The organism is Bacillus sp. Y3 (assembly GCF_008123875.1).
GTDB classification, from domain to species: domain Bacteria; phylum Bacillota; class Bacilli; order Bacillales; family Bacillaceae; genus Bacillus; species Bacillus altitudinis.
In genome coordinates this window covers 323,277-337,309 of the sequence record NZ_VSSC01000003.1, presented here as the reverse complement: position 1 = coordinate 337,309, position 14,033 = coordinate 323,277, and the positions used below count along the sequence as shown (strand labels likewise).

The window sequence follows — 14,033 nt, the reverse complement described above, 5'->3', positions numbered from 1 at the left end:
GGAGGGGACACCATTTGAGTTTTCTCACAGAATGGATCACAAGTATTATTCTATTTATTTTATTTGCGATTGTGATTGATCTTTTGCTTCCCAATTCAAGCATGCAGAAGTATGCAAAAATGGTCGTCAGCTTACTGTTGATTGTGGTGATGCTTAATCCGATCTTTGCGTTATTCCGGGCAGATCCGGACCAAATTTTCTCAGAAATCATGAAAGGGAAGGACCAAGCGCAATCAGAAGAAATAAAAAATCAGATGAATTTAGAAAAAAAAGAAATACAAGCTTCACAGCGTGCATATATTTTAAAGCAAATGGCTGTCCAACTAGAAAAAAGCGCAAAGGAGCCACTGGAGAAGGAGAGCTATGAAATGAAACACGTAGAAGTGTTGGCAGATGAGGAGCACCTTGATCAGAATATGGAGGCAGATCAATTTCGCATCAAAGCAGTCCTTGTCCCGCTCACAGGTGATGCTGTAGAAACGGTGGCAAAGGTCGACATTGATCTCTCCAGGCAAAAGGAGGAAAGCGCCGGGGCGTCAGCAAAAGAGATGGCGAGGGTGAAAGAGACGCTTGCAGATGTTTGGAATACACGGCCTGAACACATTGCGCTCAACATTGAGGGAGGTGACGCAGCAGATCATGAATAACAAGGACTGGAGACAAAAACTGAAATCAATGTTCCAAGCACCTGAAAAAGGTGAAGGGAAACCAAAATTAACGAAGCACCATTACTTACTGCTTGTCTTCATCATCGGCGTGTCATTCATGTTAGTCAGTCAGATTTTGTCACCGCCATCAAGCAAACAAGAGGCTGCTGTTCCTGCGTCTAAAAAAACATCCTCAGAAGAGCAGGCGGTGTTCAAACCATCCTCTTCAGGTAAGTCAAACAACTCGATAGAGGATGTTGAACAAGAATACGAAAATCAGCTGAAAGAGATTTTAGAAACGATCATTGGTGTTGAGGATGTTTCCATCGTGGTAAATGTAGACGCAACCTCTTTAAAAGTGTTTGAAAAAAACAAATCCAATAAAAGCACTACAACCGAGGAAACAGACAAAGAAGGCGGCGTGCGAAGTGTCACGGATCAAACAAAAGAAGAAGAGATTGTCATAATTAAAAATGGAAATGAAGAAACACCTGTTGTTGTCCAAACGAAAAAGCCAGACATTCGAGGTGTCCTCGTTGTTGCTCAAGGAGTAGACAACGTTCAAATAAAGAAAACCATCATTGAAGCGGTTACACGAGTGCTTGATGTACCGAGCCATAGAGTGGCTGTTGCCCCTAAAAAAATCAAGGAGGATTCGGAATGATGTTAAAAAAACAAACGGTTTGGCTATTAACGATGCTAAGTTTAGTTGTCGTATTAAGTGTGTACTATATCATGTCTCCACAAGGTGAGAATGCTGTGACAGTAGAAGATACAAAATCAAAAGGAATGGAAGAGAAAAAGGCTGAGCCAGAAAAAGGGACTGACAAAGGAACCGAAAAGGGTACAGAAGAGAAATCAACTGACAAAGAAAGCAATGCGAAACAAGAAGATGTTGAAACAAGTGGAGAAGAAGGAAAGGCTGTTTCAGAGCAGACCGACGATGAACTTTTCACAACCTACAGACTTGAACTTGAAGATAAGCGCAGCAAGCAGCGTGAAGAGTATAACGAAATCGTGTCTAGCGATGATGCAACAGCGCAAGAGAAAAGTGAAGCTTATGATCAAATGACAGCGCTTAGTGAGGCAGAAGGAACAGAGCGTCAGCTGGAGACATTAATCAAAACAAAAGGATATAAAGATGCGCTCGTCAGTGCAGAAGGAGATAAAGTGAACATCACGGTTCGTTCTGATAAAAAATCAAAGTCCCAAGCAGCAGATATTATTGATTTGGTCACAAAAGAAATGAGAGGGCTTGATAACGTAGCCGTCACTTTTGAGCCATCGAATCAATAAAAAATGCACAAGCGCCCTTTTCTGAAAAGGGCGTTTTTTCATGCGGGTTGACGCCCTTTTTCAGGTGCTTGTGCGAGGAGTCTCATCACATTAATAGTTGAATTCAACGAAATCCTCCTGTAAGATGGTTATAGTATGTACTTTTAGTACTAGCCTATAAAAAAAGATAAATCCATACATAGGGGTGCAAATCCATGTTAAAAATTGAAGAGATTCATGAACTAATTAAATTAATTGACGAATCAACAATTGATGAATTTACGTACGAAAACGAAGGTGCAAAAATTAAGTTAAAGAAAAATAAAGAAGTCGTTCAGCAAGTTGCGGCACAAGCACCAGTGGCTCCTGTCCAAGCAGCTCCAGCTCAACAAGCTCCTAAAGCACAAGCTCCAGCTCAGACCGAAGCCCCTGCACAAGAGGCAACTGCGTCTGAAAACCTGCATAAAATCACATCCCCAATGGTTGGCACATTTTACGCCTCTTCTTCACCAGAAGCAGATCCATATGTGACAACAGGTTCTAAAGTGAAGGAAAACTCAGTTGTATGTATCGTTGAAGCGATGAAACTGTTTAATGAAATCGAAGCAGAAGTAAAAGGCGAAATCGTCGAAGTATTAGCTGAAAACGGTCAGCTTGTAGAATTCGGACAACCCCTCTTTCTAGTGAAAGCAGAGTAAGGAGTACGATCATGATTAAAAAGCTATTAATTGCAAACAGAGGAGAAATCGCAGTTAGAATCATCCGTGCTTGTAAAGAGCTTGGAATTGAAACAGTTGCGGTATTTTCTGAAGCGGATCGTGATGCGCTGCATGTTCAAATGGCTGATGAAGCATATTGCATCGGACCGACTGCTTCAAAAGATAGTTATTTAAATGTGACAAATATTGTCAGTGTGGCAAAACTAACAGGTACAGATGCCATTCATCCAGGATATGGTTTCCTTGCTGAAAATGCAGACTTTGCAGAGCTTTGCGAGGAATGTAATGTCATCTTTGTTGGACCAACTGCGTCAGCAATTTCCAAAATGGGAACGAAAGATGTGGCAAGAGAAACAATGAAGCAAGCTGGTGTTCCAATTGTCCCTGGTTCTCAAGGAATTGTAAAAGATCTTGATGATGCTGTTTCAACAGCAGCTGGTATTGGGTATCCTGTCATTATTAAAGCAACTGCAGGCGGCGGTGGTAAAGGTATCCGTGTGGCTCGCACAGAAGAAGAGCTCATTAACGGTGTCACCATCACGCAGCAGGAAGCAGCTCAAAACTTCGGGAACCCAGGTGTCTATTTGGAGAAATTCATTGAAGACTTTAGACACGTTGAAATTCAAGTCCTTGCTGATCAACATGGAAATACTATTCACTTAGGTGAACGTGATTGTTCTATCCAAAGAAGAATGCAAAAGCTTCTGGAAGAAACGCCATCACCTGCACTAAATGCAGATATTCGTGAGCAAATGGGTGAAGCTGCCGTAAAAGCAGCCGAAGCTGTTGAATACACAGGTGCCGGAACGGTTGAATTCATTTACGATTATAATGAAGAGAAGTTTTACTTCATGGAAATGAATACACGTATCCAAGTAGAGCATCCTGTAACGGAAATGGTCACTGGTGTTGATTTGATCAAAGAACAGATCAAAGTAGCTTCTGGTGAAAAGCTTTCCCTTACGCAAGAGGATGTCGTATACGAAGGCTGGGCGATTGAATGTCGTATTAATGCAGAGAACCCTGAGAAAAATTTCATGCCTTCTGCTGGTGAAATTAAAATGTACCTTCCTCCAGGCGGTTTAGGAGTACGTGTTGATTCTGCCGCTTATCCTGGTTATGTGATTCCGCCATATTACGATAGTATGATTGCGAAAGTGATCACATATGGTAAAACGAGAGAAGAAGCAATTGCAAGAATGAAACGTGCGCTTCAAGAATTCGTCATTGAAGGAGTCTACACAACGATTCCATTCCACCTCAGATTACTAGAGCACGAAACATTTGTGAGCGGTAATTTTAATACGAAGTTTTTAGAAACATATCAAATTATGAAATAATAACAGCTTTCGGAGGTGAATGATCGTGTCAGAAAACAATTTGCTTGAAATGAACCTTGATGAAGATCAATTGGGAAAAGTGCAAATTGCGCCAGAAGTGATTGAAGTCATTGCTGGGATCGCTGCATCAGAGGTCGAAGGAATTGCGGAAATGCGCGGCAACTTCGCTGCTGATGTGGCAGAACGCTTTGGGAAGAAAAATCACCGTAAAGGTGTGAAAGTAGATGTCTCTGATGAAGGCATCACAATTGATGTGTATTGTGTGGTTGAATTTGGCCTATCCATTCCAAAGGTATCCACTGCTGTTCAAGAAAATATCCGTCAAACCCTTTTAAACATGACGGCCTTAACAATTAATGAAATCAACATTCATGTCGTCGGCATTCAATTTGATACAAAAACAGCTGAAGCCGAAGTTGATCAAGAAATGTAAAAAGGGTTGAAGTGAAACCAAGGAGGCATTGCCTCTTTGGTTTTTTAAAGCCTATTTTTGGGAAAATTCAACATGATGATTACGTCACGCATGGAGTGATTCGTTTTTCGTCACAGCTCGCATGGATCTTGGTGCGACTGCGGTCAAAATATGTTATGATCTCTGTATGGCTTAACGACAAGCGGATAAAGTGGTTAAAGGAGTAAATAATGAAAAGAAGAACTGCAAGAGAAAAGGCGCTACAAACATTATTTCAAATTGATGTCAGCAATATTGATCCGAAAGAGGCCATTACACATGCGCTGGATGAACAAGAATCAGATCCTTTTTTCGAGGAACTGGTTTTCGGTGTGCTCGAACAAAAGGACAAACTCGATGACATGATTTCACAGCATCTTGTGAATTGGAAACTTGATCGTATTGCGAACGTAGACAGAGCCATTTTAAGGCTGTCTGTGTACGAAATGGTATATCAAGAAGATATCCCGGTGAGTGTTTCAATGAATGAAGCCATTGAACTTGCTAAATTGTTCGGTGACGATAAGGCGCCGAAATTTGTAAATGGTGTACTTTCAAACATTAAAAACGACCTAAAGCAGTAATAGGAGGATTCGACATGACAGCAACAATCATCGATGGGAAAGAAACAGCAAAAGAAAAGCGTGAACAATTAGCAAAAGAAGTAGAAGAGCTAAAACAAAAAGGAGTCACACCTGGTCTTGCCGTTATTCTAATCGGTGATGATCCGGCTTCACTTTCTTACGTACGCGGGAAGAAAAAAGCAGCAGAAGCCATGGGCATGCATTTCCAGCTTGATCATTTAGATGCTTCTTTAACAGAAGAGGAATTGCTAAAGATGATTGATCAGTACAATGCAAATGATCAATTCCACGGAATTCTTGTTCAGCTTCCACTGCCAAAACATATTTCTGAAAAAGCCGTCATTGAACGAATTTCACCAGAGAAAGACGTAGATGGTTTTCATCCGCTAAATATCGGGAAAATGCTACTTGGGGAAGACACATTCCTCCCTTGCACACCAGCAGGTATTGTTGAATTATTGAACAAAACAGGTGTGGATCTCTCTGGCAAAGAAGTGGTCGTTGTAGGACGAAGCAATATCGTCGGCAAACCAGTTGGACAATTGCTACTAAACGAAAATGCAACCGTCACCTACTGTCATTCAAGAACGGCGAACATTTCAGAACATACGTTAAAAGCGGACATTTTAGTTGTTGCCGTCGGTCGAGCAAACTTTATTAAAGCTGACCAAATTAAAGAAGGCGCTATTGTCATTGATGTAGGAGTCAATCGTCTAGAAACAGGGAAACTTGTAGGGGACGTTGACTTTGAAGCAGCAAAAGAAAAAGCTTCATACATCACACCAGTCCCTGGCGGAGTGGGTCCAATGACAATTACGATGCTTGCACACAATACGGTTAAATCAGCAAAACGTACATTATCATAAGCTTGATCCATTCATCCACCTGCGTGCTGCCGGTGGATGAATGTGCGTTTTTGAAGAGGAGGAATACGTCATGAGTGAAAAAGCCTTTGTGACGGTCACAGCCCTTACAAAATACATAAAAAGAAAATTTGATGTTGACCCTCATTTAGAAGATATTTGGATCAAAGGTGAGTTATCAAATGTGAAGATTCATTCAAGAGGGCATGTTTATTTCACCTTAAAGGACGAAAATGCACGTATGCAAGCCGTCATGTTCCAGCGCTCCGCGTCCAAGCTGCCTTTTTCACCAAAGAGCGGGATGAAAGTGTTCGTACGAGGCGGAATTCAAGTCTACGAACCGAGCGGAAGCTATCAATTATATGCAAAAGAAATGCAGCCTGATGGTGTTGGTGCTCTTCATCTTGCCTATGAAGAGCTGAAGAAGAAACTAGCAAGTGAAGGCTTATTTGATGAGCGCTATAAAAAAACAATTCCTGAATTTCCAGAGGTTGTTGGTGTTATTACATCCCCAACAGGAGCAGCTGTTCGAGATGTCATTACCACGATCAATCGGCGCTATCAGCAGGCCAAGATCATTGTGCTTCCGGCATTAGTCCAAGGAGAAAATGCTCCGCGTTCGATTGTGGAACGGATTAAAGAAGCCAATGAAAAACAGCTTTGTGATGTCTTGATTGTCGGGAGAGGCGGAGGATCGATTGAAGAACTTTGGGCCTTTAATGAAGAAGCAGTCGCAAGAGCGATCTTCGCATCAGACATTCCAATCATTTCTGCGGTTGGGCACGAAACAGACTTTACCATTAGTGATTTCACTGCAGACATGAGAGCACCCACACCAACAGGAGCAGCAGAACTAGCTGTTCCAAGCACTGCCGACTTAATCGAACGAATCAAATCAATCGACATTCGGTTAACAAGAGCGGTAAAAAATCGAACGTCACAAGCAAAAGACCGTCTTGTGGCACTTCAATCCTCCTATGCTTTCCGTTTTCCAAAACGATTACAAGAGCAAAAAGAGCAGCAATTCGATATGGTATTTGATCGTTTTCAAAAACAGCTGACAAGACAAATGGAACAAAAACGCAGTCAACTTGACCGCCAAACATATAGACTGAAGCCGCTTCATCCAAAAGAGCAGCTGCTTCAGGCGAAAAAACGTCACGCCAATGAAACAGAACAGCTCGTTCGGAGCATGAATGTGCAAATGAAAACAATTCATTCGCAGTTCCAATCGGTTCTTGGTAAACTAAATGCATTAAATCCGCTTCAAGTCATGGAAAGAGGCTATAGTTTAGCCTATAAAGAAGATGAGCTCATTAAAAGTGTGAATCAAGTAGAAACGAAGGATCAACTGACGATTACAATGAAGGATGGACGTCTGATTTGTGAGGTTATTGAGAAGGAGGGCAATCATCATGACAGAATCAAATAAACAAAAAGAAGAACAAATGACATTTGAAGAGGCCATGAAAGGACTTGAAGAGATTGTGGGAAAGCTCGAAGAAGGCGATGTACCGCTTGAACAAGCCATCCACTATTTCCAAGAGGGTATGACACTCTCAAAACTTTGCCATGAAAAATTACAGCATGTTGAAAAGCAAATGGATTTCATTTTAAAAGAGGACGGTGAACTGGCTCCTTTTTCAGTGAAGGAGGCAGATGCTGGTGACAAGTAACTTAAACGAATTTTTAACAACACGAAAACAAGCAATTGAAGATTATTTATTTACATATGTGCAGGAATTGTCTATTCCAGAAGAGCTGAAATCTTCTATGCTTTATTCTCTGAAAGCTGGCGGAAAAAGACTGCGTCCTGTGCTTGTTCTTGCGCTTTTAAATGCGTATGGAAAAAGGGAAGAAGACGGTATACCAGTAGGCTGTGCAGTGGAAATGATTCATACGTATTCGTTGATACATGATGATCTTCCTTGTATGGACGATGATGATCTGCGCAGAGGAAAGCCGACCAACCATAAAGTATACGGCGAGGCAACAGCTGTTCTTGCAGGTGATGCGCTGCTCACTGAAAGCTTCCGTCTGATCACATCGCAATTATCTGACGATGTACCTGCTGATCAAAAGCTTCGAATCATCGATGAACTTGTTACATCAGCAGGTGCACTCGGAATGGTTGGCGGGCAATTTGATGATATGGAAGCAGAACAGAAACAAATCCCTCTTTCTGAATTAGAATCGATTCATGCCCGCAAAACAGGAAAGCTACTCACCTTTAGTGTGGTTGCTGGTGCGATACTGGCAGGTGCACCTGATGATGAGATCGAAAAGCTGAGAGAATTCAGCTATCATATTGGCATTGCTTTTCAAATCCGTGATGATATTTTAGATCTTGAAGGCAGCGAAGAGAAAATAGGAAAGCGGATCGGCTCCGATACAGCAAATGAAAAGTCGACATATCCTTCTTTATTAACGCTTTCAGGAGCAAAAGAAAAGCTGGATGAACATATCACTCGTGCGAAAGAAATTGTCTCAAATCTTGAGTTGGAGCAAAACTTGCTGCATGATTTATGCGATCTGATTGCCTCACGAGATCACTAAAAACAGCCTAGATTTGAGGGTCCTCGAGCAATTGTGGTAAACTGTAAACAGTTTATCATGATGAGACAACTCTTATTCCTGAATTGGTTTTCATAGGAATAAGGCATTATATATGTAGATAGAAATTTTGTTGAAAGCGAGTTGATCCTGATTGGATCTTTTATCAATAAAAAATCCAACGTTTCTAAAAGGAATGTCAAATGCAGAATTAGAGGAGCTGAGTGCGGACATTCGCACGTTTTTAATTGAGTCGTTAGCGAACTCTGGTGGGCACATTGGTCCAAACCTTGGTGTCGTTGAACTTACTGTTGCACTTCACAAAGTATTTGACAGCCCGAAAGACAAATTTCTTTGGGATGTTGGACATCAGTCTTACGTTCACAAGCTGTTAACTGGAAGAGGCGCCGAGTTTGATACGCTTCGTCAATATAAAGGGCTCTGCGGTTTCCCTAAACGAAATGAAAGTGAACATGATGTTTGGGAGACTGGACACAGTTCAACCTCATTATCTGGTGCAATGGGAATGGCAGCAGCGCGTGACATTAAAGGAACAGATGAATACATTCTCCCGATTATCGGCGATGGTGCACTAACCGGCGGTATGGCGTTAGAAGCACTGAACCATATCGGGGATGAAAAAAAAGACATGATTGTGATCTTAAACGACAATGAAATGAGTATTGCGCCAAACGTTGGTGCGATCCATACAATGCTTGGCAGACTACGTACAGCTGGTAAATACCAATGGGTAAAGGACGAGCTTGAATACTTATTCAAGCGTATCCCAGCAGTAGGAGGGAAGCTTGCTGCAACAGCAGAACGTATCAAGGACAGTCTGAAATATTTGCTTGTCTCTGGTATGTTCTTTGAGGAAATGGGTTTTACTTACTTAGGACCAGTAGATGGACATTCCTATGAAGATTTGTTTGAGAATCTTGAGTACGCAAAGAAAACAAAAGGCCCGGTTCTCCTTCATGTCATCACGAAAAAAGGAAAGGGCTATAAGCCGGCCGAATCTGATAAGATCGGCACATGGCACGGAACAGGACCATACAAAATCGACACAGGTGACTTTGTAAAACCGACAGCAGCTGCACCGTCATGGAGTGGCCTTGTCAGTGAAACCGTCAGAAAGCTGGCACGGGAAGATGAGCGGATTGTCGCAATTACACCTGCAATGCCTGTTGGCTCAAAGCTTGAAGGGTTTGCAAAAGAATTCCCAGAGCGAATGTTTGATGTTGGAATTGCAGAGCAGCACGCTGCAACAATGGCAGCTGGACTTGCTACACAGGACATGAAGCCATTTTTAGCGATTTATTCAACGTTCCTCCAAAGAGCCTATGACCAAGTGCTGCATGATATTTGCCGTCAAAATCTCAATGTGTTCATTGGAATTGACCGTGCAGGTCTTGTCGGTGCAGATGGAGAAACGCATCAAGGTGTGTTTGACATTGCTTTCATGCGTCATATGCCGAATATGGTTCTCATGATGCCAAAGGATGAAAATGAAGGACAGCATATGGTCAACACAGCCATTCAATATGATGATGGTCCAATCGCCATGCGCTTCCCGCGTGGAAATGGACTAGGCGTCAAAATGGATGAACAGCTGAAAACCATCCCGATTGGTTCTTGGGAAGTTCTTCGTCCCGGGAAAGATGCTGTCATTTTAACATTCGGTACAACCATTAAAATGGCGCTGCAGGCAGCAGAAGAACTGCAAAAAGAAGGTAAATCAATCCGTGTTGTCAATGCACGTTTCATTAAGCCTCTTGATGAAGGCATGTTAAATGAGATACTGTCTGAAGGTTTGCCAATTTTAACAATAGAAGAAGCGGTGCTTCAAGGTGGATTTGGCAGCAGCGTATTAGAATATATTCACGACAAAAAAGCGTCTCATATAAAAGTAGAACGTATGGGCATTCCAGATGAATTTATTGAGCATGGAAGTGTCGATGCGCTACTTGAGGAAATTGGACTGACGAAAACGCAGGTTGCTGAAACGTTACGTGACCTGCTTCCCGCAGCACCAAGAAAAGGAATTGGATCATGACATCAAAGAAAGAACGACTTGACGTTTTATTAGTCGAACAAGGACTAATGGAAACGAGAGAGAAAGCAAAACGCGCCATTATGGCAGGGATCGTTTATTCAAATGAAAACCGTTTGGATAAGCCAGGAGAAAAAATCGCTCGTGATACCCCGCTGACTGTGAAGGGGAATCCGCTGAAATATGTCAGCCGAGGTGGGCTAAAGCTCGAAAAGGCACTTCAAGAATTTGATTTAACCGTTGAAGGAAAGCTTTTAATTGATATCGGCTCATCAACAGGGGGATTCACAGATTGCGCACTCCAAAATGGAGCAGTCAAATCCTATGCTGTGGATGTTGGCTACAATCAGCTTGCGTGGAAATTACGACAGGATGATCGGGTGATCGTCATGGAACGCACCAACTTCCGCCATTCTGTTCCGGCAGATTTCACCGAAGGATTACCAGAGGTTGCATCTATTGATGTATCATTTATCTCGCTCAAACTCATTCTTCCCGCATTAAAGCATATTCTTATCCCAGGCGGCGACTGTATTGCGCTAGTAAAGCCGCAGTTTGAAGCGGGCAGAGAGCTTGTTGGAAAAAAAGGCATTGTGCGAGAACCTTCTGTACACCTTGGTGTGCTAGAAGAAATGAATCAATTTGCTGCAAAAGAAGGCTATGATGTAAAGGATGTTTCGTTTTCACCCATTACAGGCGGAGATGGAAATATCGAATTTCTCCTCCACTTGGTCCTGCATCCCGATCAAGAAGAGAATACGGCACTTCCAGTATCTGAACTTGAAAAAGTCGTCAAAGAAGCCCATGCCGTATTGAAAGAAAAGAAAAACAGTCCTGAGCCGGCTGACACATGAATTATTGAAACAAAAGGAATAATAGCTCGCTATTATTCCTTTTAGATTGTTGACAAAGGGCTAAAATGAACTTGATTTTAGCCCTTTGTCTTCTTTTCAGCGTGATAGAAAACCTTTGCAGTCTAGGAAGGACGAGTACTGGCGCGAAGCGAATTTGGCATTCGTGAGCACCAGAGCGCAGGACTGACAAAGAATGCGAGGGTTTGTCTACATGCTGAACGGAATAATAGCTCGCTATTATTCCTTTTTACATGGTCAAAAGATCAGAATTAACCGTTTCTCACGTAATGCTTGTTTTTTGAAGTGTGCATCATATAACATAGAACGTAAAGACAAACTGAGATTCTAACGCCTAGGGGGGTCAAAATGAACAAAGGTCAAAGACATATTAAGATTAGAGAAATTATCGCAAGCCAAGAAATCGAAACACAAGACGAATTAGTCGATATTTTGAAAGCGGATGGATATAACATCACACAGGCGACCGTATCAAGAGATATCAAAGAACTGCATTTAGTCAAAGTGCCAACAAATAATGGAACATATAAATACAGCCTTCCTGCAGATCAGCGGTTTAACCCGCTATCAAAATTAAAGCGTTCCTTAATGGACGCATTTATTAAAATGGATGCTGCCAGTCATTTAATCGTTCTAAAAACAATGCCTGGGAACGCTCAAGCCATCGGTGCTTTAATGGATAATTTAGATTGGGAAGAAATTATGGGAACCATTTGTGGGGATGATACCATCTTAATCATTTGCCGCACGCCAGATGATACGGATACCGTTTCGTCTAAAATTTTAGAACTTCTATAAAGAGATCAGGTTTACAAAAAGAGGTGTCAAATGAGTGTTAGCAGAACTAACCATTAAAAACTTTGCAATCATTGAGGAGTTAACGGTTTCGTTTGAAAAAGGACTCACAGTTCTAACAGGGGAAACAGGTGCCGGAAAATCAATCATGATTGACGCTGTCTCACTTCTTGTAGGGGGAAGAGGATCATCCGAATTTGTCCGTTATGGCGAAAAAAAAGCAGAGCTGGAAGGTCTTTTTCTTGTACCAGCAGATCATCCTGTATTTGCCCTTTGCGAGGAGCAAGGAATTGATGCATCTGATGAAATGATGATTCTTCGCCGTGATATCAATCAAAGCGGGAAAAGCATTTGCCGCATTAATGGGAAGCTTGTCACCATCTCGCTTTTAAGAGAAGTTGGCCGTCTTTTGCTTGATATACATGGACAGCACGATAATCAGCTGTTAATGGAAGATGAAAATCATTTACATTTGCTTGATCAATTTGGAGCAGAAGAAATTGCACCTGCTCTCTCACAGTATCAAGAAGCGTATGATCAATATATGAAGACGGCGCAAAAACTCAAACAGCTGTCTGAAAATGAACAGGAAATGGTTCACCGGTTAGACTTATTGCAATTTCAGCTGGAAGAGATTGAAGCGGCACAATTAGAGCCTGGGGAAGATGAGAAGCTTCAAGAGGAACGTCATCAAATCAGCAATTTTGAAAAAATCTTTTCCTCACTTCAAAACGCATATAATGCTCTGCGTAATGAGCAGGGAGGACTTGATTGGGTTGGGATGGCTTCAAGCGAGCTTGAGCAAGTTTCTGAGATCAACGACGATCTGAAAAAGCTCTCTGAGCAAGTGTCAAACTCCTATTATTTATTAGAAGATTCTACTTTTCAAATGCGCAGCATGCTTGATCAATTAGAATTTGACCCAGCCCGTCTTGATTTTATTGAGTCTAGACTAAATGAGATGAAGCAGCTGAAGCGAAAATACGGCACAACCGTTGAGGAAATTTTAGAATATGCGGCTAAGATTGAAGAGGAGATAGACCAAATCCAAAATCGAGACAGCCATTTGCAGACACTTAAAAACAAACTTGATGCGATAAGCCGGGATGCATTGCTTGAAGCGCTTAACGTGTCAGAGCTCCGTAAAAAATGGGCGAAAAAACTGGCGAAGCATATTCAAGCTGAATTGAAGGATTTATATATGGAGAAGTCTTCTTTTGATACCGCTTTTACGATTCGATATGCACCTTTTGGCAGTACGGACTGCCCGCTTTTAGATGGAAAACCCGTACAGCTCGGGAAAAACGGTATAGATCAAGCGCAATTTGTCATTTCAACAAATCCGGGTGAACCGATGAAATCTTTGTCAAAAGTAGCATCTGGAGGAGAAATTTCACGTGTCATGCTGGCAGTGAAAAGTATTTTCTCAGCGAAACAAGAAGTGACGTCCATTATATTTGATGAAGTGGATACGGGCGTTAGCGGCAGAGTCGCACAAGCCATTGCTGAAAAAATTTATAAAGTAGCAGCAGGCTCACAAGTACTCTGTATTACCCATCTGCCGCAAGTCGCAGCAATGGCTGATACACATCTTTTTATTTCTAAACGCGCTAAAGCTGGCAGAACAATGACGAACGTCAAACCACTCAGTGATGATGAAAAAGTGAGTGAAATTGGCCGAATGATTGCTGGTGTAGAAGTCACTGAGCTCACAAAACAGCATGCAAAAGAATTACTGCACCAAGCAAATGATGTCAAAACGACAGGGTAGCTGAAACAACAGCTGCCTTTTTTATATTGTCTCATATTCGCCGTATATACGCATGAATTCGTCTTTTTCTTTTATCAATTTATCCAATCATTTTCTAAAGGTGTCGGTTA

The 14,033-nt window shown here is 41.9% G+C and carries 15 protein-coding genes; all 15 read left to right on the top strand.

Features of this window, described 5'->3' with window-relative positions:
* The first annotated feature begins 14 nt into the window (after positions 1-14).
* The 15 genes from spoIIIAF (at position 15) to recN (ending at position 13,923) form a co-directional block, all read left to right on the top strand.
* Positions 15-647 carry a stage III sporulation protein AF gene (gene spoIIIAF, locus FXF70_RS06725; RefSeq protein ID WP_007501185.1) on the top strand — a complete coding sequence of 211 codons (633 nt, stop codon included), beginning with the start codon at positions 15-17 and terminating at the stop codon, positions 645-647.
* A 28-nt stretch (positions 648-675) separates the two neighbouring features.
* Entirely contained in the window at positions 676-1,311 is a 636-nt protein-coding gene (spoIIIAG, locus tag FXF70_RS06720; RefSeq protein ID WP_370539206.1) for a stage III sporulation protein AG, read from the top strand.
* The gene (locus tag FXF70_RS06715) at positions 1,311-1,943 is read left to right on the top strand and encodes a SpoIIIAH-like family protein (protein WP_187424764.1); all 633 of its coding nucleotides are present in this window, start codon (positions 1,311-1,313) and stop codon (positions 1,941-1,943) included. Before spoIIIAG ends, FXF70_RS06715 begins: the two co-directional genes overlap by 1 nt.
* A 194-nt stretch (positions 1,944-2,137) precedes the next feature.
* Positions 2,138-2,620, top strand: a complete 483-nt coding sequence (gene accB / locus FXF70_RS06710; protein ID WP_019743732.1) for an acetyl-CoA carboxylase biotin carboxyl carrier protein — start codon at positions 2,138-2,140, stop codon at positions 2,618-2,620.
* A gap of 11 nt (positions 2,621-2,631) precedes the next feature.
* Entirely contained in the window at positions 2,632-3,981 is a 1,350-nt protein-coding gene (gene accC, locus FXF70_RS06705) for an acetyl-CoA carboxylase biotin carboxylase subunit (RefSeq protein ID WP_007501177.1), read from the top strand.
* A 25-nt stretch (positions 3,982-4,006) separates the two neighbouring features.
* A complete protein-coding gene (locus tag FXF70_RS06700) occupies positions 4,007-4,414 on the top strand; it encodes an Asp23/Gls24 family envelope stress response protein (protein WP_017357965.1) in 408 nt (135 codons plus the stop codon).
* A 209-nt stretch (positions 4,415-4,623) separates the two neighbouring features.
* Positions 4,624-5,016 carry a transcription antitermination factor NusB gene (nusB, locus tag FXF70_RS06695; RefSeq protein WP_008342218.1) on the top strand — a complete coding sequence of 131 codons (393 nt, stop codon included), beginning with the start codon at positions 4,624-4,626 and terminating at the stop codon, positions 5,014-5,016.
* Between the two features lie 14 nt (positions 5,017-5,030).
* Complete coding sequence (folD, locus tag FXF70_RS06690; protein ID WP_007501171.1) at positions 5,031-5,882, top strand: bifunctional methylenetetrahydrofolate dehydrogenase/methenyltetrahydrofolate cyclohydrolase FolD; 852 nt, start codon at positions 5,031-5,033, stop codon at positions 5,880-5,882.
* Between the two features lie 70 nt (positions 5,883-5,952).
* Positions 5,953-7,311 carry an exodeoxyribonuclease VII large subunit gene (xseA, locus tag FXF70_RS06685; RefSeq protein ID WP_017357964.1) on the top strand — a complete coding sequence of 453 codons (1,359 nt, stop codon included), beginning with the start codon at positions 5,953-5,955 and terminating at the stop codon, positions 7,309-7,311.
* Positions 7,295-7,555 carry an exodeoxyribonuclease VII small subunit gene (locus FXF70_RS06680; protein WP_003215880.1) on the top strand — a complete coding sequence of 87 codons (261 nt, stop codon included), beginning with the start codon at positions 7,295-7,297 and terminating at the stop codon, positions 7,553-7,555. Before xseA ends, FXF70_RS06680 begins: the two co-directional genes overlap by 17 nt.
* The gene (locus tag FXF70_RS06675; protein ID WP_206761467.1) at positions 7,539-8,435 is read left to right on the top strand and encodes a polyprenyl synthetase family protein; all 897 of its coding nucleotides are present in this window, start codon (positions 7,539-7,541) and stop codon (positions 8,433-8,435) included. The genes FXF70_RS06680 and FXF70_RS06675 overlap by 17 nt, the downstream gene beginning before the upstream one ends.
* 151 nt (positions 8,436-8,586) lie before the next feature.
* Positions 8,587-10,488, top strand: coding sequence for a 1-deoxy-D-xylulose-5-phosphate synthase (gene dxs / locus FXF70_RS06670; protein ID WP_007501165.1), 1,902 nt, complete (start codon positions 8,587-8,589; stop codon positions 10,486-10,488).
* The gene (locus FXF70_RS06665) at positions 10,485-11,339 is read left to right on the top strand and encodes a TlyA family RNA methyltransferase (protein ID WP_007501164.1); all 855 of its coding nucleotides are present in this window, start codon (positions 10,485-10,487) and stop codon (positions 11,337-11,339) included. The genes dxs and FXF70_RS06665 overlap by 4 nt, the downstream gene beginning before the upstream one ends.
* Positions 11,340-11,705: 366 nt before the next feature.
* On the top strand, positions 11,706-12,155 hold the full coding sequence (ahrC, locus tag FXF70_RS06655; protein WP_007501163.1) for a transcriptional regulator AhrC/ArgR: 450 nt from the start codon (positions 11,706-11,708) through the stop codon (positions 12,153-12,155).
* A 34-nt stretch (positions 12,156-12,189) separates the two neighbouring features.
* On the top strand, positions 12,190-13,923 hold the full coding sequence (recN, locus tag FXF70_RS06650) for a DNA repair protein RecN (RefSeq protein ID WP_008342224.1): 1,734 nt from the start codon (positions 12,190-12,192) through the stop codon (positions 13,921-13,923).
* The last annotated feature ends 110 nt before the right edge of the window (positions 13,924-14,033 follow it).

Bases quoted from the DNA above. Each gene is read 5' to 3' on its own strand.
- spoIIIAG (WP_370539206.1), top strand. From the start codon at position 676: ATGTTCCAAGCACCTGAAAAAGGTGAAGGGAAACCAAAATTAACGAAG.
- FXF70_RS06715 (WP_187424764.1), top strand. From the start codon at position 1,311: ATGTTAAAAAAACAAACGGTTTGGCTATTAACGATGCTAAGTTTAGTT.
- accB (WP_019743732.1), top strand. From the start codon at position 2,138: ATGTTAAAAATTGAAGAGATTCATGAACTAATTAAATTAATTGACGAA.
- accC (WP_007501177.1), top strand. From the start codon at position 2,632: ATGATTAAAAAGCTATTAATTGCAAACAGAGGAGAAATCGCAGTTAGA.
- nusB (WP_008342218.1), top strand. From the start codon at position 4,624: ATGAAAAGAAGAACTGCAAGAGAAAAGGCGCTACAAACATTATTTCAA.
- folD (WP_007501171.1), top strand. From the start codon at position 5,031: ATGACAGCAACAATCATCGATGGGAAAGAAACAGCAAAAGAAAAGCGT.
- xseA (WP_017357964.1), top strand. From the start codon at position 5,953: ATGAGTGAAAAAGCCTTTGTGACGGTCACAGCCCTTACAAAATACATA.
- FXF70_RS06680 (WP_003215880.1), top strand. From the start codon at position 7,295: ATGACAGAATCAAATAAACAAAAAGAAGAACAAATGACATTTGAAGAG.
- FXF70_RS06675 (WP_206761467.1), top strand. From the start codon at position 7,539: ATGCTGGTGACAAGTAACTTAAACGAATTTTTAACAACACGAAAACAA.
- FXF70_RS06665 (WP_007501164.1), top strand. From the start codon at position 10,485: ATGACATCAAAGAAAGAACGACTTGACGTTTTATTAGTCGAACAAGGA.
- ahrC (WP_007501163.1), top strand. From the start codon at position 11,706: ATGAACAAAGGTCAAAGACATATTAAGATTAGAGAAATTATCGCAAGC.